Origin of the sequence: Pseudomonas kairouanensis (assembly GCF_004682055.1) — a bacterium.
GTDB lineage: Bacteria > Pseudomonadota > Gammaproteobacteria > Pseudomonadales > Pseudomonadaceae > Aquipseudomonas > Aquipseudomonas kairouanensis.
On sequence record NZ_QUZU01000001.1, the window covers coordinates 404,630 to 423,260 of the forward strand.

Genomic DNA, 18,631 nt, shown 5'->3' on the forward strand with positions numbered 1-18,631 from the left:
GCTTCCCAGCAAGGAATGAGCCTGGAGTGTTTGGCGCGCCGGTCTAGCCGTCTACTGTCAGAACTGACAGTAGGCGTGAGTAAACCGATAAGCGGCCCTTAGCAGCCAGTGCGCTATGCTTATTGCAATCGGTTCTCGTTTAGGTGCATTGTTTATGTTATTGTATAACGTATTATTTGCACCCAGACGCCCCGGAGGCCCACATGAAACCTGGCATTCACCCTGAGTACCGCACCGTGCTGTTCCACGACACTGCCGCCGACGTGTACTTCCTGATCGGCTCCACCGCCGACACTGACCGCACCTATACCCACAGTGACGGCAACACCTACCCGTACATGCCGTTGGACGTGTCCAGTGCCTCGCACCCGATCTACACCGGCCAACAGCGCAAGACCCAGGCAGAAGGCCGCATTGCCGGGTTCAACAAGCGTTTTGCTTCGTTTGGATCCGCTGCGAAAAAAGCCGACGCGTGAGCCTTGCAGGCTTCAATTCAAGGGCCGCTCCGAGTTCAGGGGCGGCTTTTTTACGTTGATACCCCCAAGTTGCTTTTACCTTTGTGCTGCTTCAAGGAGGGGTATGAGGGCAAACCCCTCCCATCAACCCCAGCTTGCCCATGGATTGCGATGCGCTTGAGGTCATGTGATCCTTACGCCCTTTGCCGCTAAGGAAGCCCTCCCATGCCCTCCACCATCCGCATCGCCGCCGCCCTCTTGATCGGCCGCGACGGCCAGACCCTGCTGGTGCGCAAACGCGGCACCCAGGCGTTCATGCAGCCGGGCGGCAAGATCGATGCCGGTGAGCAACCCGCCCAAGCCCTGGCCCGCGAGCTGCACGAAGAGCTCAACCTGCGTATCGACCCGGCTGCTGCAATCTACCTGGGCAAGTTCTGCGCACCGGCCGCGAACGAGCCAGGTTTCACGGTTGAAGCCGAACTGTTCCAAGTGCATATCGACGTCACGGTAAGCCCCGCTGCCGAGATCGAAGAAGTGCGCTGGATCGACCCGGCGGGCGATGGTGGCTTGCCGTTGGCGCCGCTGACGCGCGACCTGATCCTGCCGTTTTATCGCCAATCGCTGAGCGCATGATGATTCGCCCGCTGGTGGCCAGCGACGCCCAGGCCTATCGGGCATTGATGCTTGAGGCCTATGGCGTGTACCCCCAGGCGTTCACCTCCAGCGTGGCCGAGCGCGCAGCGATGCCGTTGAGCTGGTGGGAGAAACGCCTGGAAAGCCCGCTGGACCACTTGCTTGGGGCGTTTGACGCAGATGACCTGGTCGGCATCGTCGGCCTGGCGTTCGAACCTCGGGAGAAGGCGCGGCACAAGGTGACGTTGTTTGGCATGTATGTGAACGCCGGCCATCAGCAACAGGGCCTGGGCCGCCGGTTGGTCGAGGCGGCACTGGATGAGGCGCGCAAACAGCCGCGCCTGAAGCTGATCCAACTGACCGTCACCGCCGGTAATGATGCGGCGTTTGCGCTGTACCAGCGCTGCGGTTTTATCCAATACGGCCTGGAGCCGCTGGCGGTACGGGTAGGGGTCGAGTATTTCGACAAGATTCACATGTGGCGCGAGCTCAAGACCCACTGATACCCACCTGTGAAAAACCCCTCCCGCAGGTTCACTGTCATTGCTTGCCCACTCAGCGTACGGCGCTGACCCCGTCCAACGTGGAAAACGACGTGTCCTTGGCCGTCAGCAAGAAATCGCGCATGTACGGCGCATCCAGCATATCTGCGCGAATTCCCGCATACAGCGTCGCAAACAGACCTTTCTCGCCCAGGCGCTTGGCCTTCACGTAGCCGCGCGAGCTGTATTCATGCAGGGCCCAATGGGGCATCCCGCACACGCCACGGCCGCTGGCCACCAGTTGCATCATCATCACCGTCAGTTCCGAGGTGCGCACTTGCGCAGGCTCGACGTCGGCCGGCTCCAGGAAGCGGGTGAAGATATCCAGCCGGTCGCGCTCCACCGGGTAGGTGATCAGGGTTTCGGTCAGCAGGTCTTCCGGCACGATATAGGGCTTGTTCGCCAGCGCATGCTGGTTGGCCACCGCCAACATGGCTTCGTAGGTGAACAGCGGCACATAGGTGATACCCGGCAGTTCCAGCGGGTCGGAGGTCACCACCAGGTCCAGGTCGCCACGGGCCAGCGCCGGCAGCGGGGCAAAGGCGAAGCCGGAAGCCAGGTCCAGCTCGACTTCCGGCCAGGCATCGCGGAACTGGTCGATGGTGGGCATCAGCCACTGGAAGCAGCTGTGGCACTCGATGGCCATGTGTAAACGTCCCGCAGTACCGCCCGCCAAGCGCGCGATATCCCGCTCGGCGCCACGCAGCAAAGGCAGGGTTGCGTCCGCCAGTTGCAGCAGGCGCAAACCGGCGCTGGTGAAGCGCAGCGGCTTGGTCTTGCGCACGAACAGTGGCATGCCCAGGCGCTCTTCGAGCTCTTTGAACTGGTGGGACAGTGCCGACTGCGTCAGGTGCAAACGCTCGGCGGCTTCCACCAGGCTGTCGGCTTCGCGCAGGGCGTGCAGGGTCTTGAGATGGCGGATTTCGAGCACGGGCTCTCCATGAAGGCAATTTGTGGCGAATCGGAATAGCGTGAGTTTGTCTCATGTTGCAAAGCGTGTCGACCATGACCACTGGGCACTCTTCATCAAACTGTCATGGAACTGTGGCAGCGCGCTTGAACAAACTTCATCAGACTCGCGCTCTACTGGGGTTCTGCGTTTCGGTGTTTTTCATGCGCGTGTTGCTTTTACTGGCCGCTCTTGTGTTCGGCCTGCCGTCTTTTGCGGCTTCTCGATGTGATGTCAATGTTCCGACCCAAACGGTCGACCTGGCCCAGGTGAGCATCGCCTACCAGAGCATCGGCCGTGCGTCCGACCCGGCCTTGCTGCTGGTGATGGGGCTGGGCGGGCAGTTGATCCACTGGCCTGATGAGGTAGTGGAGGCGCTGTGCGAACAGGGCTTTCGGGTGATCCGCTATGACAATCGCGATGTCGGCCTGTCCAGCTGGCGCCAGGCACCGGCCAGCGCCAACCTGACCTTTGAGGTGCTGCGCTACAAGCTCGGCCTGCCAGTGTCGGCGCCGTACACGCTGACGGATATGGCTGACGACGCCCTGGGTTTGATGGATGCCTTGCAGATCCGGCAATTCCACGTACTGGGTGCCAGCATGGGCGGCATGATCGCCCAACACCTGGCCGCCATGGCGCCGCAGCGCGTGGAAAGCCTCACGTTGATCATGACCAGTTCTGGCGCCGAAGGCCTGCCGGCCCCGAGTGCGGCGCTGGTGCAACTGCTGTCACGGCGCAGTGCGCCCAACCGCGCGGTGGCGCTGGAGCAACAAGCCGACTTGCTGGCGGCCCTGGGCAGCCCGGATATCAAGGATGATCGCCAGGCCTTGCTGCACCAGGCGGCGTTGTCCTATGACCGTGCTTTCAACCCGGACGGCGTGAAGCGCCAGATCATGGCGATCCTCGCCGAGCCGAGCCGCGTGCCGTTGCTCAACCAATTGCGCGTGCCGACCCTGGTGGTGCACGGCACCGCCGACCCACTGTTGCCGGTGATGCACGGCGTGCACCTGGCGGCGCATATCCAGGGCAGCGAGTTGAAGCTGATTCCCGGCATGGCCCATCGTTTCCAGGAGGCCTTCAAGGCGCCGCTGCTGACGGCGGTGTTGCCGTACCTGCAAGCCCATCGCGAAGACGCCGCGCACTGGGCGCAGATTGACCTGGGCGAGCCTTCGAAGGTGCTGTGACATTGGTGTATCGTGCAACCTTTGTGGCCCATTTGCGCCTGCGAGGTTGCCTGTCATGAGTACTCCCCTGAAAATCGATTTCGTCAGCGATGTGTCCTGCCCCTGGTGCATCATCGGCCTGCGCGGCCTCACCGAAGCCCTCGACCAACTGGGCGCCGAGGTGCAGGCCGAGATCCATTTCCAGCCGTTCGAACTGAACCCGAACATGCCCGCCGAAGGGCAGAACATCGTCGAGCACATCACCGAAAAATACGGCTCCACTGCCGAAGAATCCCAGGCCAACCGGGCGCGCATTCGCGACATGGGGGCTGCGCTGGGCTTTGCTTTCCGCACCGATGGCCAGAGTCGTATCTACAACACCTTTGATGCTCACCGCCTGCTGCATTGGGCTGGGCTTGAAGGCTTGCAATACAACCTCAAGGAAGCGCTGTTCAAGGCGTATTTCACCGATGGCCAGGACCCTTCCGACCACGCCACCCTGGCGATCATTGCCGAGAGCGTTGGGCTGGACTTGAAGCGTGCGGCTGAGATTCTCGCCAGCGATGAGTACGCCGCTGAGGTGCGTGAGCAGGAGCAACTGTGGGTGTCCCGTGGCGTGACGTCGGTGCCGACCATCGTGTTCAACGACCAGTACGCGGTGAGCGGCGGGCAACCGGCTGAAGCGTTTGTGGGGGCTATTCGCCAGATCATCAACGAGTCCAAAAACTAAAGCCGAACACAGTTCCAAATGTGGGAGGGGGCTTGCTCCCGATAGCGGTGGGCCAGTCAACCAATACAGTGACTGACACTCTGCCATCGGGAGCAAGCCCCCTCCCACATTTGTTTCTCATTGTTCTTGAGATAAACGCTGGCCCGTCCCTTGCAGTGACCCCCTGAAGCCATAAAGGGGGAACCTCTGCCTTGAACATTCTCGACCTCGACCACAGCCTCACCAGCCAGGCACCCATTGCCCGGCGCTTGGCCAGCGGCCGGGCCACGCGCCTCGACCTGCTGGACCTGGGCCCCAAACTGCGTTTGTGGTCCACCGAAAAAACCTGGAAGGCTTTCGCCGAACGCCTGGCCCAACGCCCCCGGCCGGTGGATGCGCGGCCAGAGATCCTGTTTGTCGGCTCCGGTGATTACCACCACCTCACACCGGCCTTTCTTGCCGATCTCAAAGAGCCCATCAGCCTGATTCACTTCGACAACCACCCCGACTGGGTGCGCTTTGCGCCCAAGCTCCACTGTGGTTCGTGGGTCAACCGCGCGCTGAAGATGCCGGCGATCAAACGCATCGTCACCCTTGGGCCCTGCAGCGATGACCTGCACAACCCGCAACTGCGTGGCGGCAACCTGGGCGCCCTCAAGCGCGGGCATTTGCAGCTGTTTCCCTGGCAGCATCCGCCGTCGAAAGTCTGGGGCCGGGTAGGGGATGGCGCCGGTCACCGGCAGCAGGAAAACCACCTGCACTGGCGCAACCTGGCGGAGGTGGACTGGGCGGCGTTTCTTGACCAAATGATCGCCAGCCTGCCCACCGAAGCGATCTGGATCACCATCGACAAGGACGTACTCGCCAGCGAAGACGCCGCTACCAACTGGGACCAGGGCGGCATGCGCCTGACTCACCTGCTGCAAGCCCTGCGAGCGTTGGCGGCGCGTAAACGCATCATCGGTATCGACGTGTGCGGCGAGTTCGCAACACCGGCGTTCAGCAATGCATTCAAGCGCTGGGAGGCCAAGTCCGATCAGCCGCCGCCAGAGCGTTGGAGTGCCCAGGACCTGCAACGCAATGCCGCCACCAATCAAGCCCTGATCGACCTGTTTGAGGAGCTGTTCCCGTGACCCTGACCGTGGTGTTGCTGGTGGCGTTTTCCATCGTGCTCGATGTGATCGGCCAGTTGTGTTTCAAGCTCGGCCTGGACCGCTTGCCCGAATTGGAAGGCGGCTTTCGCCTGAATGCGTTCTGGGGCCAGGTGTTCAATGCGCCGTTGCTGTGGGCGGGGATCGGCGCTTATGCCGTGGAGTTTTTCGTGTGGCTCGAAGCCTTGTCCCGCGCACCGTTGAGCCTGCTGTTCCCGGCGGCTGCGCTGGCGTATTGCGGGGTGGTGCTGGCGGGCAAGGTGGTGCTGGGCGAGACCGTCAGCCGCCGCCGTTGGCTGGGAACGTTGGTGATTACCTTGGGTGTGATGTTGGTGGCGATTGCGGGGAGTCAGGCATGAGTACGCAGACGTGGTTGCACGGGCGTTTCGGCACCGTTGTGCTGTGGGCGTTGCTGATCTGTACCGAGAGCGCCGGCCAGCTGTTTACCAAGGTGGCCGGGGACCAAGTGGGGCAGATGGATTTCAACTGGCAGTGGCTGGGGGAGGTGGCGCGCAACCCCGGCATCCTGGCGGCGATTGCCAGCTACATCGGCGCGTTTTTCGTGTGGATGCTGATCCTGCGGCGCAGCAGTTTGTCCCTGGCGTTTCCGCTGAGCTCGCTGGTGTTTGTGGTGGTGCTGCTCGGTTCGTGGCTGGGGCTGGGGGAACATATCAGCCCGCTGCACTGGGTGGGGGTGGCGGTGATTATTGGTGGGATTGCGCTGCTAGCGGAGGGCGAAGAAAACTGATTCCAACCTTGAAATGCAATCAAATGTGGGAGCGGGCTTGCTCGCGAATGCGGTGGATCAGTCAAAGATGTATTGACTGACACTCCGCATTCGCGAGCAAGCCCGCTCCCACATTTTGATCCAGTTGAATCAGTTGAATTTGTAGCTGATGGCCGTCTGTACTTGGCCTTGGTTCACATCGCCAGTTTCCTTGACGATGCTGCTATTGGCCGCCGAACCCATCAGGTGCACCCAGCTGGCACTGGTCAGCAACGACCAGTCAGACGCCAGCGGAAACTCGAAGCTTTGCGTCAGCGTGAGGTTCTGGAAACCCGCGCGGGCGTTATAGGGCTTAAAGCCCGAGGCCGCAGACTCATTGGCGTCTACGCCGAAATAGGTCTGTGTCTGGCGCGAATCGGCAAAGTTCGCTGCCAGGCCGCTGCTGCCGATGATGCCGCCCCCCAGCGGGTATCCGAGTTCACCGCCGACCTTACCCAGCGCGCCGCTCTGCGAATGCCCGCCGCCAACGGCTTGGCCCACCCGCGCATACACGCGCCAAAAGTCGGCCGGGGCGTACTGGATGAAACCGCCCGCTTCGGCCATGTCCGACACATTGCGCAGTCCTTGCAGTGAGCCATTGGAGGTGCGGCCCTGGAGGTAATTGAGATACGGGCCAGCGGTAAAGCCATTGCTGTTCAGCGCACTCCAGGTCAGGCCGTCATCGGTACTCAGGCTGACAGCGCCCCAGTCCAGGTCCACATAGGGCACGGGACGCGTTTCGTAGCGGCTGCCGGTCGGGTCATGGGGTTGATAACTGACGCCCGCGCCGACTTCCCCGGTGATCGGGTCGGCCTGAACGGTGCTGCAATAGCCCCACAGCCCAAGCAAACCGGCGAGTACAGCAGAAGTGACGTTGCGCATGGAGCGGTTTCCTTCTCGGGACATTCGCGCATGAACGCGCGAAGCGCCCCGCTGGCGCAAGCACTCATCTTGTTTGTAGCAAGCTACAAAAATTGTAGCTGCCACGACACATATCCTCCGCCAGATCACGCAAAACCCCAGCCCCGCTGGGCCAGGCCCACTTGGCACACTCCCTGCTCTACCCCTGGGGCAAGCGCACACAGCGCGCTCCTCCAAGGTAAACACTGATGATCCACTGGCATATCGTGTGTGACTTCGACGGGACCATTACCCCCACCGATGTCATCGACAACGTCCTCCAACGCTTCGCCGGCCCCGAGTGGGAAACCATCGAACAGGAATGGCTGGATGGGCATATCGGTTCGCGCGAATGCCTGAGCCGCCAACTGGCGCTGATCAAGGCCACACCCGCCGAGTTGCTGGCGTACTTCGACAGCGTCGAGATCGACCCCGACTTCCCCGACTTTGTCGATCACGTCATGGGCCTGGGCGCCACCCTCGAAGTGGTCAGCGACGGCATTGAGCAAGGCATCGCCCGCATCCTGTCGCGCCACTACGTGACCCTGCTGCCGATCCTCGCCAACCGCCTGCGCCAGGTCGATCAGAACAGCTGGCGCATCGACTTCCCCTATTCCAGTGATGCCTGCCGCGCCGCCTCCGGCAACTGCAAGTGCAAGTCCACCCCACGCAACAAACGCGTGCTGGTGATCGGCGATGGCAAGTCCGACATGTGCGTGGCTTGCACCGCTGATTTTGTGTTCGCCAAAGGCAGCCTCGCCGACTACTGCGTGGCCAACCAGATTCCCCATGCGCGCTTCGACACCTTTGCCCAAGTGCCTGCGCTGCTGGCCCAACTGCCCCAGGGCATTGCCGCCAACGCCACCTCCTTTACTGCTGCCGACAACCAGGAACTCTTCCACCATGTCTGATATCCGCATCGCTACCGCCGAAGACCAGATCCTTCTGGATAAAGAAGCCAAGTACTGCTCCTACGGCGACACCGTTCACTACATCGAGCCGCCGCGTATTTTCAGCCGTTGTGAAGGCTCCTACGTGTGGGACACCGGAGACCAGGCCTACCTCGACCTGCAAATGTGGTACTCGGCGGTCAACTTCGGCTATGCCAACCCGCGCCTGAACAATGCGCTGAAGCAGCAGATCGATACCCTGCCGCAAATCGCCAGCCAGTACCTGCACAAAGGCAAGATCGAGCTGTCGGAAATGATCGCCGTGGACGCCAAGAAGAAATTCGGCCTTGACGGTCGTGTGCACTTCAACGTCGGCGGTTCCCAGTCCATCGAAGACTCCCTGAAAGTGGTGCGCAACGCCACCAACGGCAAAAGCCTGATGTTCGCCTTCGAAGGCGGCTACCACGGCCGCACCCTCGGTGCCTCGTCGATCACCTCCAGCTACCGCTACCGTCGCCGCTACGGCCACTTCGGTGAGCGCGCGCAGTTCATCCCGTTCCCGTACCACTTCCGCGGCCCTAAAGGCATGACCAAGGAAGAATACGGCAGCCACTGCGTGCAGCAATTCGCCCGTCTGTTCGAGACCGAATACAACGGTGTGTGGGACCCCAAAGTCGGCTCCAGCGAATACGCCGCGTTCTACGTCGAGCCAATCCAGGGCACCGGCGGCTACGTGATCCCGCCGATGAACTTCTACCGCGAGCTCAAGCATGTACTCGACCAGCACGGCATCCTGATGGTCAGCGATGAAATCCAGATGGGCTTCTACCGCACTGGCAAACTGTGGTCCATCGAGCACTTCGACGTGCAGCCGGATGTGATCGTATTCGGTAAGGCACTGACCAATGGCTTGAACCCGTTGGGCGGTATCTGGGCCCGTGAAGAGTTGATCAACCCGAAGATCTTCCCACCAGGTTCCACCCACTCCACCTTCGCCTCCAACCCTCTGGGCACGGCGGTAGGCCTGGAAATGTTCAAGATGACCAACGAGGTCGATTACGGCGCGATGGTCATGGCCAAGGGCAAATACTTCCTCGAAGGCCTGCAAGACCTGCAAAAGCGCTTCCCGATTATCGGCGACGTGGACGGCCTGGGCCTGGCGCTGCGCTGCGAAATCTGCGGCCCGGACGGCTTCACCCCAGACAAGGCGACCCTGGACTACATGGTGGAGGAAGGCATGAAAGGCGACATGATCGTCGATGGCCAAAAACTCGGCTTGATCCTCGACGTGGGCGGTTACTACAAGAACGTGATCACCCTGGCGCCGTCCCTGGAAATCAGCTACCCGGAAATCGACCTGGGCCTGAAGCTGCTGGAGCAACTGCTGGTGCGGGCAACCCAGCGGTGAGTCAGGTTGAGATCGACCTCGGTGAAGGTGATGCCGGTTTCGTTCTCGGTGAAGGTCCGGTCGGGATCCTGTTGATCCACGGCCTGACCGGCACTCCGACGGAATTGCGCCAGGTTGCCAAGGGCCTGGCCAAGGCGGGTAACTGCACGGTGTATGTGCCCACGTTGGTTGGGCATTGCGGCGATAACAGCGACCTGCAGGCCACCGGCTGGCGCGACTGGTACGAAGGCGTGCGCAAGACCTTTGTGCAGATCAGGCAGCGGCATGCGCAGGTGTTTGTCGGTGGTTTGTCCATGGGCGCAGTGATGTCGATGTACCTGGCCTCGGAGCATCCGGGCCAGGTTGCCGGGTTGTTGATGTACTCCACCACGCTGAAGTACGACGGTTGGAGCATCAGCAAAATGGCGTTCATCACGCCACTGCTGATCCGCATTCCGTTTGGGGTACGGCTGTTTCGATTCACCGAAAAGCCCCCCTACGGCATCAAGAACGAACGGCTGCGGGCCATTGTTGAACGGCAGATGAAAGAAGGCCAAAGCAGCGAGGCGGGCTTGCTGACGATGGAAGGCGTGACCGTGCGTGAGTTGCACTGGATGAACGCGGTGGTCAAGAAACGCATGCCGTCGATCAACGTCCCGGCGCTGGTGCTGCACTCCATTGAAGACGACATCACCAGCCGCTGGAATGCCGATTACGTGGAGCGCCACCTCGGTGGGCCGGTGACCAAGATCCTGCTGGACAACTGCTACCACATGATCACCGTCGACCTGCAATACCGGCGGGTGATCGAGTTGAGTGCTGAGTTCGTCAAACACCTTGCTCCGTCTTCCTGGCCGGCGCAGGTCGATGTTGGTTTACAGGCGATGGCGGGCTGACAGCCAACCGAAATTGTCCGCCGACCTCAGTTTAAATGTGGGAGCGGGCTTGCTCGCGAATGCGGTGTATCAGTCAACACATTCATTGGCTGAACCACCGCATTCGCGAGCAGCCCGCTCCCACATTTGATCGGCGATCGTCATAGAAGGACGGGAAATACGTGATCACGACGCAAGCCTTCCCCACTATCCGGGCCATCCAGCGCAGTGACTGGAACGACTGCTTCCCCGGTGCCCTGGAGGACTGGGACTACTACGGTGCCGTGGAAAACGCCGCTATCGCTGATTTCCAGTGGCGTTACCTGGCGGTCTATGAAAACGGAACGTTGGTGGCCGTGGCGGCCGCGTTCATCACCCATTACCGCCTCGACACCACGGTGTCGGGCGCCGGCAAACGTTTGACCGAACGCGTAGAGCGGCTGTGGCCGGGGCTGTTGCAACTGGGGCTGTACGCCATCGGCTCGCCGGTGGCCGAGCGCTGCGATGCCGGTTTTGCCAGCGGCATGCCTGAAGCGCGTCGTCCGTTGTTGCTCAAGCATCTGCTCGCTGCCGCACGCCAGGATGCCGACGACTTTGGCATCGGCTTGCTGGCGGTCAAGGACGCACCGAGCAACGACCCGCATTGGGCGGCCAGCTGCCGCGCCGCTGGCTTCCAAAACATGCCGAGCCTGCCCACGGGCGTGCTGCCGTTGCCTTACGGTTCGGTAGACGCCTACTTGGGTTCACTGGGCAAATCCACCCGCAAGGACTTGCGCCGCAAGCTGCGCGCACCGGGGCCGGCGGTGGAGTGGCGGCGCAACATCGACGATGTGTTGCCCCAGATCCTGCGCCTGTACGAAGCCACGCTGGCCCGTGCCGAGTTGCAGTTTGAACGCCTGCCTGCCGGCTATTTCACCGGCGTGCTCGAACGCCTTGGAGAACGTGCCGTGTGTGTTCTTTACTGGGTGGACGAGCAACTGGTGGCGTTCAACCTGCTGCTGGTGGACGAGCACCGCCTGGTGGACAAGTTCTTCGGGCATGACGTCGAGTTCACCCGCGACTACAACCTGTACTTTCGCAGTTGGCTGACCAATGTCGACTACTGTATTGAGCACAATATTGCGCTGTACGAGTGCGGACAGGCCGGGTATGCCAGTAAGCTGCGCCTGGGCTGCGAGTTCCAGGGCAACCGGGTGTTTTTCCGGCACCGCAACCGGCTGGTCAACGGCCTGCTCACGCTTGTAAAACTGTTTATTCGACCGGATCGTTCCGACCCTGCCATGGCTGCTGCGATAAGCGAAACCTGATGATCACCAAGACCCGCCAGAAAGCCCGCCCCTTTGCCATTTCGCGCTGGAGTGTCCAGCGCAAGCTGGTGCTGGCGTTCTGGTTGGTCAGCGTGATCCCCACCATGATCGCGGCAGAGTTGGCCGCCACCACCTTGTCGCAGATTTTCGACAGCAACGTGCGCATCTGGCTGCAAGAGTCGACCAAGATCGTCAAGGACGAGATCGGTGACATCCTTCATGACAATGCACGCATGGCCAAGCTGTTTTTGCGCTACACCAGCCCGCCGTCCAGCAAGCAGGCGGCCCGGCACGACCGGCTTACCGCCGACATTGCCGATGCCACGGATATCGATGTGGTGGCGCTGATTCGCGTCAGTGACCACAAGACCGTGTTCAGTACCGCGGCCGACGACATCGTCAACCAGATCAGCCTTACCAGCAATGCAGCGTTGCAGACCGTGCAGGTGGCGGGCGTGAGCACGGGCATCGTGGTGTCCACCTTCGACACCACCGAGGACGGGGTGGATTACCTGTTGCTGGTGGCCACCTACCTGGACAGCAGTTTTCTCACCAGCGTGGCCGATGTGCACTCCCTGGACCTGCGCCTGTACCTGGCCAACCCTGACGGGTTCTCGGAAATTTTCTCGACCCAGCGTTTCCAGGATCACCCCTCGCGCATCCCCAAGAACATCGAAACCCTGATGCGCAGCACCAAGCAACCCAGCGAGCAGTTCACCAATAACTACAGCGGGTTGTACTGGCCGATCTTCAACGACGCCGGCGAGCTGCAGGGCGTGATTTTCAGCGGCCTGCTGCGCCATACCAGCTTGGTGGGGCTGGTGAACCAGAGCAATCTGTTCGTATTGATCTTCCTGCTCAGCTCGGCGTTGTCGCTGGCGGCCGGGGTGCTGGTATCACGGCGCCTTACCCGGCCGCTGCGGGATCTGTCCCAGGGGGTGAGCGCGGTCACCTCGGGCAATTACGAGCACCGTGTGCAGGTCAGCGGCGGCGATGAGCTGGCGCAGTTGAGCAGCACCTTCAACCACATGACCGAGCGCCTGGGGGAGTTGCATCACCTTGAGGCCCAACTGCGCCGGCGTGACCGCCTGCACGCCCTGGGTGAAGTCGCCATGGGCCTGGCCCACGAGATCCGCAACCCGCTGGGCATCATCAAGACCGCGACCCAGTTGTTGCACCGCCGCGCCGACCTGGCGGAAACCGACAAGCGTCACCTGGAGTATGTGATCAGTGAAGTCAGCCGCATCAATGAGCTGATCACCGAGTTTCTCGATTTTGCCAAGCCCAACCCACCGCTGCGTGCCGTGCAGCCGGCGCGCCCGTTGGTGGATGAGATCCTGGGCTTTTGCGCGCCGCAACTCACCACCCACACCATCGATGCGCATATCGATGACCAGGCCCCGGGTGCGTTGATCTACGCCGATGCTAAACAACTCAAGCAGGCTTGCCTCAACCTGATCCTCAACGCCATCGATGCCATGCCGGAAGGCGGGCGCCTGACCCTGGGCATTCGCAGCGTGGGCGACTACACCCTGATCAGCATCACCGACACCGGCCAGGGTATCCCCGCGCCAATGATCGAGCGCATCTTCACCCCGTTCGTCACCACCAAGGCGTCGGGCACGGGGTTGGGCCTGGCCAAAGTCTATTCGATCATGGAAAGTCACGACGGCCGTATTGAATGCACCAGCGAGAAAGATGCCGGCGCCACGTTCAGCCTGTACATTCCGGCGATTGGCGAAGACGACGAGGACAGTCATGACGCATAACATTCTGGTAGTCGACGACGAACCCAAGCTCTGCGATCTGCTGGCCTCGGCCCTTGGCCAGAACGACGTGCAGGTGTTTGTCGCCGGCAACGGCCTGCATGCCCTCAAGGTGCTGGAGCAGGAAGACATCGACCTGGTGATCAGCGACTGGCGCATGCCCGGCATGGACGGGCCGGCGTTGCTGGCCGAGATCAAGGTGCGCTACCCCCATGTGCCGGTGATCGTGATGACGGCCTACAGCACGGTGAAAAACGCCGTGCAGTCGATGCGCAACGGCGCCTACGACTACATCGCCAAGCCATTCGATATCGACGAACTGGACATCACCGTGGCCAAGGCCCTGCAGTTTCGCGACATCATGCGCGACAACGCGCGCCTGCGCGCCGAGCTGGATGAGCATGCGCAGTTCGACAGCCTGGTGGGCGACAGCCCCGCGTTTCGCAAAGTGCTGCAAGCGGTGGACTCGGTACGCGACAGTACGGCCACCATCTTGTTGACCGGCGAAAGCGGCACCGGCAAGGAAATGGTCGCCCGCGCCATCCACAAACATGGCAGCCGCGCCGACCAGCCCTTTGTGGCAGTGAACTGCGCAGCCATCCCCGAAGGCTTGCTGGAAAGCGAAATGTTCGGCCATCGCAAGGGCGCGTTTACCGGCGCGGTGTCGGACCGGGTAGGGCGCTTCCAGCAGGCCGACAAGGGCACGCTGTTTCTGGATGAAGTGGGTGATATGCCGCTGGCGTTGCAGGCCAAGATCCTGCGTGCCTTGCAGGAACGCGTGATCGAGCCGGTGGGCGACCCCCGCGAGCGCAAGGTGGATGTGCGGGTGATCGCCGCCACCAACAAGAACCTGCTGGACGCGGTGGCCAACAAGGAGTTTCGCGAAGACCTGTATTACCGCCTCAATGTGTTCCCCATCCCGTTGCCGGCCCTGCGCGAGCGTGTGGAAGACATCGCGCCCCTGGCCCGGCACTTTGCCCAGACCCTGAGTGCTACTGCGGGCAAGCGCATCACGGGGTTCAGCGCCGAGGCGTTGCAGGCGATGGCGGCTTATCACTGGCCGGGCAATATCCGCGAGCTGCAAAACTGCGTGGAGCGGGCGACCATCGTGGCGGCCTCACCTGTGATCGAGGATATCGACTTGCCGGGGTATCTGTTTGCATCCAAACCGAGCGAGGGCGGGGTGACGACGATTCTCAGCGACGGGCCGGGCATTCCCCAGGACCTGGATGCCGCGCTGGCGGAGGTGGAGAAGGCTTACATTCTGGCGGCGTTGCAGGAGAGCAATGGGGTGCAGGCTGCGGCGGCACAGAAGATCGGGATATCGGAAAGAAGCTTCTGGTATCGCCTGAAAAAGCTGGGCATCCAAGTCGATAAAATAGTTCGCTGACACAACAGAGATCAAAATGTGGGAGGGGGCTTGCTCCCGATAGCATTGGGTCAGTTAAAGATAAGGTGACTGACCCACCGCTATCGGGAGCAAGCCCCCTCCCACATTTTGAACTGAGTTGTGTCAGGAGTGCAGACGTACCCAGACGCTGACCAGGATGGTCGCAGCGATCAACCAGGCGACAGCTGCAACGGCCAGCGATGCCTCCAACCGCATCCGATCTACCATCACATACAGCGTCGCCAGGTACACAAAATACGGAATGATCGACCACATCCCAAACAGGATGGTGGTCTTCAAGTCCTCCACCGAACGACCCTTGCCGACGATGTAATGCGCAATCAGCGCAAAGGTCGGAAACAGCGGCACCAAGCCTGCGATGTAATAGTTCTTGGTCTTGGCCAGCGCGGCCAATATCAATACCACCGCCGCACCCAGGGCAGCCTTCAATACCAGATCCATCAGTGGCTCAATCCGTATTTTTTGACTTTATCGAACAGGGTAGTCTTGGCCATCCCCAGTTCCTGACTCGCTTGGGTCAGGTTACCGCCGCTGCGTTGCAGGGCATCGTTGAGCAGGTTGCGTTCGAAGGCTTCCACCGCTTCGGTAAAGGCCACGCCACCACTGCCGCTGCCGGCGCCGCTTTTCTTGAAGGCGGGCAGGCCCAGGGCGAAGCGTTCGGCAACGTTGCGCAGCTCGCGCACATTGCCCGGCCAGTCGTGGCTCATCAGGCTCGACAGGGTCTGGTTATCCAGCTCCGGCACGGTGCGGTCAAAGCGCAGGGAGGACTGCTGCAGGAAGTGTTCGAACAGTTGCAGGATGTCTTCACGGCGCTCGCGCAGGGGCGGCAGTTCCAGGGTGACCACGTTGAGGCGGTAGTACAGGTCGCTGCGAAACTGGCTGGCGCGGCTCAGCTCGTCGAGGTCGGACTTGGTGGCGGCGATCACTCGGCAATCCACCGCCACGCTCTGGTTCGAGCCCAGGCGTTCCAGGGTGCGCTCCTGCAATACCCGCAGCAATTTGATCTGCAGGTTGATCGGCATGCTTTCCACTTCGTCGAGGAACAGCGTGCCTTCATGGGCGTGCTCGATCTTGCCGATGCGGCGCTTGCCGGCGCCGGTGAAGGCGTTGGCTTCGTGGCCGAAAATCTCGCTTTCGAACAGGTTCTCCGGCAGGCCGCCGCAGTTGAGCGCGACAAACTGGTGGCTGTGGCGACGGCTGAAGTCATGCAGGCAACGGGCAACCAGTTCCTTGCCGGTGCCGGTCTCGCCTTCGATCAAGACGTTGGCCGAGGTGTCGGCGACGTTGGCGATCAATTCGCGCAGGTTCTGCATGGCCGGCGAACGGCCAATGATGCGGCCTTCCAGCGAGTCACGCTCGGCCAGTTGACGGCGCAGCGACCAGACTTCCCGGGCCAGCCCGCGTTGCTCAAGGGCACGGCGGGCGACATCCACCAAGCGCTCGGGGGAGAAGGGTTTTTCCATGAAGTCGTAAGCGCCATTGCGCATCGCGCCGACCGCCATGGAGATATCGCCATGCCCGGTGATCAGCACCACTGGCAAGCTTTTATCCAAGGCCTTGAGGCGAGTGAGCAATTCCAGGCCATCGATGCCCGGCAGGCGGATATCGCTGATGACAATGCCGGCGAAGTTTTCGCCGATGCACTTCAAGGCTTCTTCGGCACTGCCCACGCCGACGCTGGGGATATCTTCCAGGGCCAGGGCTTGCTGGCAGCCGAGCAGTACATGGGGATCGTCTTCGACAATCAGGACGGTGAGGTCTTTCGGGTCAGTATTCATGTCGACTCAGCGTGTTGAGTACCCGCCAATGGCAGGCACAGGACAAAGGCAGTACCACCGCTGGCGGGGTGTTCCACGGCAAGGTTGCCGCCGGTGGCCGCAGCGAGGCTGGCGGACAGGGTCAGCCCCAGGCCCAGGCCTTGTTCGCCGGGTTTGGTGGTGAAGAACGGTTCGAACAGATGCTTGCGCGCCTCGGGGTCGATGCCGTGGCCGTTGTCGCGCACCTGCAGGCGGTATTTGCCCTCGCTGCTGCTGCCTTCCAGCCACAGTTGCGGGAGCGGCTGGGCCTGCATGGCATCGAGGGCGTTGCCGATCAGGTTGACCAGGATCTGCTCCAGACGCGTCTGGTCGATTTGCAGTTGTGCAGGGGCAAAATCGCGATGAAGGGTCAGCGGCAGGCTGTCCAGGCGGGCGCCGAGCACCTGGAATGCAGCCTCCACCGCCTTGCCCAGGCTGGCTTCGCCCTGGTCATCACCGCGCCGGGCGAATGAGCGCAGGCTGGCGGTGATGCGGCCCATGCGGTCGATCAGTTCGTTGATGGTCTTGAGGTTGGCGCTGGCGGTGTCCAGGGCACCGCGTTCCAGGAAACGCACGGTGTTGCCGGACAAGGTGCGCAGCGCGGCCAAGGGTTGGTTCAATTCATGGGCAATGCTGGTGGACATCTGGCCGATGGCCGCCAATTTTCCGGCCTGCACCAGTTCGTCCTGGGCGCGGCGCAGGGTTTCTTCGGCCTGGCGGCGCTCGCGGATCTGGCCCTTGAGCCGTTCGTTGCTGGCGCGCAGGTCGGCGGTGCGTTCGGCAATCCGTCGCTCCAGCTGGCTGTTGGCTTCCTGCAGGGCTTCCCGTGCGGCGAGGCGGGTGGCGATGACCTTGCGCCGCTCGTTCCAGGCGATCAGCAGGAATGCCACCAAGCCAAAGGCCACGGCCACCAGGATGCCCTGGTTGATGGCGGCGCGGCGCAGGTCATTCAAGGGCGTCAGCAGGGTGAAGTTCCACGGCGTGTCGTTGAGCGGACGGGTTTGCGCCAGGTAGCTGACTTCGTACTGGTCGTTGACCACTTCACTGTTGGCTGGGAAGGTGAGCTTCTCGGTGCCTTCGTTGAGGCGTTCGCGGGCCAGGGGCTCCAGTTCGTTGAGCGTGGCCCAGTAATATTGCAGGCTGTGGGCCAGGCGGTCCTTGGTGTCATCGCTCAGCGGACGCACGGCCTTGAGGCGACGGGCCGGGTCGCTGGACAGGATGATGATGCCGTTCTCGTCGCTCACAAAGGCTTCGAGGCGGGCCCGTTGCCAGCGTTCTTCGAGGGCTTCGAGGCGCACTTTGACCACGGCCACGCCGATGATCTTGCCATGCTCCTCCAGGCCATGGGCCAGGTAATAGCCAGGTTCGCCGTTGGTACTGCCGATGCCGTAGAAACGGCCCGGTTGGCCGCGCACGGCATTCTGGAAATAGGCACGGAAGGAAAGGTCTTCACCTTGGTAGCTGTCGGCATCGCGCCAGTTACTGGTGGCCAGTACGCGGCCGGTGGTGTCCATCACGTAGATGGCCCGACTGCGACTGCGTCGGTTCAGGCCTTCGAGGTAATCGTTGACGGTCTTGCGGGTTTCCTGGTTCGGGTCGGCCAGCAACGTCGATACGCTGGACTCCAACTCCAGCAGGCTGGGCAGGTAGGTGTATTTGCTCAGTTCGCTTTCGACGGTACGGGCATGCAGCTCCAGCTGACGCTCGCCGGTGTCGCTGAGGGTGCGGATGCCATAGTACTCGCTGACCCAGAAGCCGATGAAACCCAGGCCGATCATCAGAGCGATGATCAACGGCGGCAGGAACAGTTGGCGGATCAGACGAGGCTTCACGGCAAGTGATGGCGGCGCGGCGCGAAATTGGTTGGGGTCGCATTTCATCACAGATGCCTTGGGTCAACCAGAGCTTGCAGCCTGCGCGGTCCATGTGGG

Annotated in this window: 19 protein-coding genes; 14 read left to right on the forward strand and 5 right to left on the reverse strand. The window is 61.8% G+C overall.

Annotation, left to right across the window (positions count from 1 at the left end; all coding sequences use genetic code 11):
• Nucleotides 1–203: 203 nt before the first annotated feature.
• From DYL59_RS01805 to DYL59_RS01815, 3 genes are all read left to right on the forward strand, one after another.
• Entirely contained in the window at nucleotides 204–476 is a 273-nt protein-coding gene (locus DYL59_RS01805) for a type B 50S ribosomal protein L31 (protein WP_135287615.1), read from the forward strand.
• Nucleotides 477–680: 204 nt separating this feature from the next.
• Nucleotides 681–1,088 carry an NUDIX hydrolase gene (locus DYL59_RS01810; protein ID WP_135287616.1) on the forward strand — a complete coding sequence of 136 codons (408 nt, stop codon included), beginning with the start codon at nucleotides 681–683 and terminating at the stop codon, nucleotides 1,086–1,088.
• Nucleotides 1,085–1,591: a GNAT family N-acetyltransferase gene (locus DYL59_RS01815; protein ID WP_135287617.1), complete on the forward strand. Its 507-nt coding sequence runs from the start codon at nucleotides 1,085–1,087 to the stop codon at nucleotides 1,589–1,591. Before DYL59_RS01810 ends, DYL59_RS01815 begins: the two co-directional genes overlap by 4 nt.
• A gap of 52 nt (nucleotides 1,592–1,643) precedes the next feature.
• Here DYL59_RS01815 and metR read toward each other — a convergent pair whose 3' ends face one another.
• Entirely contained in the window at nucleotides 1,644–2,561 is a 918-nt protein-coding gene (metR, locus tag DYL59_RS01820) for a transcriptional regulator MetR (protein WP_135287618.1), read from the reverse strand.
• 182 nt (nucleotides 2,562–2,743) lie between these two features.
• Here metR and DYL59_RS01825 point away from each other — a divergent pair, with 182 nt between their 5' ends.
• The 5 genes from DYL59_RS01825 to DYL59_RS01845 all read left to right on the forward strand — a co-directional run bounded on the left by DYL59_RS01825 (nucleotide 2,744) and on the right by DYL59_RS01845 (nucleotide 6,350).
• Nucleotides 2,744–3,763 carry an alpha/beta fold hydrolase gene (locus DYL59_RS01825; RefSeq protein WP_135287619.1) on the forward strand — a complete coding sequence of 340 codons (1,020 nt, stop codon included), beginning with the start codon at nucleotides 2,744–2,746 and terminating at the stop codon, nucleotides 3,761–3,763.
• 55 nt (nucleotides 3,764–3,818) lie between these two features.
• The gene (locus DYL59_RS01830) at nucleotides 3,819–4,472 is read left to right on the forward strand and encodes a DsbA family oxidoreductase (RefSeq protein WP_135287620.1); all 654 of its coding nucleotides are present in this window, start codon (nucleotides 3,819–3,821) and stop codon (nucleotides 4,470–4,472) included.
• A 191-nt stretch (nucleotides 4,473–4,663) separates the two neighbouring features.
• Entirely contained in the window at nucleotides 4,664–5,584 is a 921-nt protein-coding gene (locus tag DYL59_RS01835) for an arginase family protein (protein ID WP_135287621.1), read from the forward strand.
• Complete coding sequence (locus tag DYL59_RS01840) at nucleotides 5,581–5,961, forward strand: DMT family transporter (protein WP_135287622.1); 381 nt, start codon at nucleotides 5,581–5,583, stop codon at nucleotides 5,959–5,961. The genes DYL59_RS01835 and DYL59_RS01840 overlap by 4 nt, the downstream gene beginning before the upstream one ends.
• The gene (locus DYL59_RS01845) at nucleotides 5,958–6,350 is read left to right on the forward strand and encodes a DMT family transporter (RefSeq protein WP_135287623.1); all 393 of its coding nucleotides are present in this window, start codon (nucleotides 5,958–5,960) and stop codon (nucleotides 6,348–6,350) included. The genes DYL59_RS01840 and DYL59_RS01845 overlap by 4 nt, the downstream gene beginning before the upstream one ends.
• Before the next feature lie 129 nt (nucleotides 6,351–6,479).
• Here the strand turns inward: DYL59_RS01845 and DYL59_RS01850 are convergent, their stop codons facing one another.
• Nucleotides 6,480–7,250: a MipA/OmpV family protein gene (locus tag DYL59_RS01850; protein WP_135287624.1), complete on the reverse strand. Its 771-nt coding sequence runs from the start codon at nucleotides 7,248–7,250 to the stop codon at nucleotides 6,480–6,482.
• Nucleotides 7,251–7,477: 227 nt separating this feature from the next.
• On the opposite strand from DYL59_RS01850, the gene DYL59_RS01855 reads away from it, so the two are divergent.
• From DYL59_RS01855 to DYL59_RS01880, 6 genes are all read left to right on the forward strand, one after another.
• Nucleotides 7,478–8,179, forward strand: a complete 702-nt coding sequence (locus DYL59_RS01855; protein ID WP_135287625.1) for an MtnX-like HAD-IB family phosphatase — start codon at nucleotides 7,478–7,480, stop codon at nucleotides 8,177–8,179.
• A complete protein-coding gene (locus DYL59_RS01860; RefSeq protein ID WP_135287626.1) occupies nucleotides 8,172–9,566 on the forward strand; it encodes an aspartate aminotransferase family protein in 1,395 nt (464 codons plus the stop codon). Before DYL59_RS01855 ends, DYL59_RS01860 begins: the two co-directional genes overlap by 8 nt.
• On the forward strand, nucleotides 9,563–10,441 hold the full coding sequence (locus DYL59_RS01865) for an alpha/beta hydrolase (protein ID WP_135287627.1): 879 nt from the start codon (nucleotides 9,563–9,565) through the stop codon (nucleotides 10,439–10,441). The genes DYL59_RS01860 and DYL59_RS01865 overlap by 4 nt, the downstream gene beginning before the upstream one ends.
• A gap of 161 nt (nucleotides 10,442–10,602) precedes the next feature.
• Nucleotides 10,603–11,727: a GNAT family N-acetyltransferase gene (locus DYL59_RS01870; RefSeq protein WP_135287628.1), complete on the forward strand. Its 1,125-nt coding sequence runs from the start codon at nucleotides 10,603–10,605 to the stop codon at nucleotides 11,725–11,727.
• On the forward strand, nucleotides 11,727–13,496 hold the full coding sequence (locus tag DYL59_RS01875) for a HAMP domain-containing sensor histidine kinase (protein WP_135287629.1): 1,770 nt from the start codon (nucleotides 11,727–11,729) through the stop codon (nucleotides 13,494–13,496). The genes DYL59_RS01870 and DYL59_RS01875 overlap by 1 nt, the downstream gene beginning before the upstream one ends.
• Nucleotides 13,486–14,883, forward strand: a complete 1,398-nt coding sequence (locus tag DYL59_RS01880; RefSeq protein ID WP_135287630.1) for a sigma-54-dependent transcriptional regulator — start codon at nucleotides 13,486–13,488, stop codon at nucleotides 14,881–14,883. Before DYL59_RS01875 ends, DYL59_RS01880 begins: the two co-directional genes overlap by 11 nt.
• 123 nt (nucleotides 14,884–15,006) lie before the next feature.
• Here the strand turns inward: DYL59_RS01880 and DYL59_RS01885 are convergent, their stop codons facing one another.
• Genes DYL59_RS01885 through aauS form a run of 3 tightly spaced genes read right to left on the reverse strand, consistent with a single transcriptional unit; the run spans nucleotide 15,007 to nucleotide 18,580 of the window.
• Nucleotides 15,007–15,345, reverse strand: a complete 339-nt coding sequence (locus tag DYL59_RS01885; RefSeq protein WP_135287631.1) for a GlpM family protein — start codon at nucleotides 15,343–15,345, stop codon at nucleotides 15,007–15,009.
• Nucleotides 15,345–16,682, reverse strand: coding sequence for a two-component response regulator AauR (gene aauR, locus DYL59_RS01890; RefSeq protein ID WP_135287632.1), 1,338 nt, complete (start codon nucleotides 16,680–16,682; stop codon nucleotides 15,345–15,347). The genes DYL59_RS01885 and aauR overlap by 1 nt, the downstream gene beginning before the upstream one ends.
• On the reverse strand, nucleotides 16,679–18,580 hold the full coding sequence (gene aauS / locus DYL59_RS01895; RefSeq protein WP_135287633.1) for a two-component sensor histidine kinase AauS: 1,902 nt from the start codon (nucleotides 18,578–18,580) through the stop codon (nucleotides 16,679–16,681). The genes aauR and aauS overlap by 4 nt, the downstream gene beginning before the upstream one ends.
• Between the last annotated feature and the right edge of the window lie 51 nt (nucleotides 18,581–18,631).

What these genes read in the sequence shown, in the direction of transcription:
- DYL59_RS01805 (WP_135287615.1), top strand. Translation starts at nt 204, where the DNA reads ATGAAACCTGGCATTCACCCTGAGTACCGCACCGTGCTGTTCCACGAC.
- DYL59_RS01810 (WP_135287616.1), top strand. Translation starts at nt 681, where the DNA reads ATGCCCTCCACCATCCGCATCGCCGCCGCCCTCTTGATCGGCCGCGAC.
- DYL59_RS01815 (WP_135287617.1), top strand. Translation starts at nt 1,085, where the DNA reads ATGATGATTCGCCCGCTGGTGGCCAGCGACGCCCAGGCCTATCGGGCA.
- DYL59_RS01825 (WP_135287619.1), top strand. Translation starts at nt 2,744, where the DNA reads ATGCGCGTGTTGCTTTTACTGGCCGCTCTTGTGTTCGGCCTGCCGTCT.
- DYL59_RS01830 (WP_135287620.1), top strand. Translation starts at nt 3,819, where the DNA reads ATGAGTACTCCCCTGAAAATCGATTTCGTCAGCGATGTGTCCTGCCCC.
- DYL59_RS01845 (WP_135287623.1), top strand. Translation starts at nt 5,958, where the DNA reads ATGAGTACGCAGACGTGGTTGCACGGGCGTTTCGGCACCGTTGTGCTG.
- DYL59_RS01850 (WP_135287624.1), bottom strand. Translation starts at nt 7,250, where the DNA reads ATGCGCAACGTCACTTCTGCTGTACTCGCCGGTTTGCTTGGGCTGTGG.
- DYL59_RS01855 (WP_135287625.1), top strand. Translation starts at nt 7,478, where the DNA reads ATGATCCACTGGCATATCGTGTGTGACTTCGACGGGACCATTACCCCC.
- DYL59_RS01860 (WP_135287626.1), top strand. Translation starts at nt 8,172, where the DNA reads ATGTCTGATATCCGCATCGCTACCGCCGAAGACCAGATCCTTCTGGAT.
- DYL59_RS01875 (WP_135287629.1), top strand. Translation starts at nt 11,727, where the DNA reads ATGATCACCAAGACCCGCCAGAAAGCCCGCCCCTTTGCCATTTCGCGC.
- DYL59_RS01880 (WP_135287630.1), top strand. Translation starts at nt 13,486, where the DNA reads ATGACGCATAACATTCTGGTAGTCGACGACGAACCCAAGCTCTGCGAT.
- DYL59_RS01885 (WP_135287631.1), bottom strand. Translation starts at nt 15,345, where the DNA reads ATGGATCTGGTATTGAAGGCTGCCCTGGGTGCGGCGGTGGTATTGATA.
- aauR (WP_135287632.1), bottom strand. Translation starts at nt 16,682, where the DNA reads ATGAATACTGACCCGAAAGACCTCACCGTCCTGATTGTCGAAGACGAT.
- aauS (WP_135287633.1), bottom strand. Translation starts at nt 18,580, where the DNA reads ATGAAATGCGACCCCAACCAATTTCGCGCCGCGCCGCCATCACTTGCC.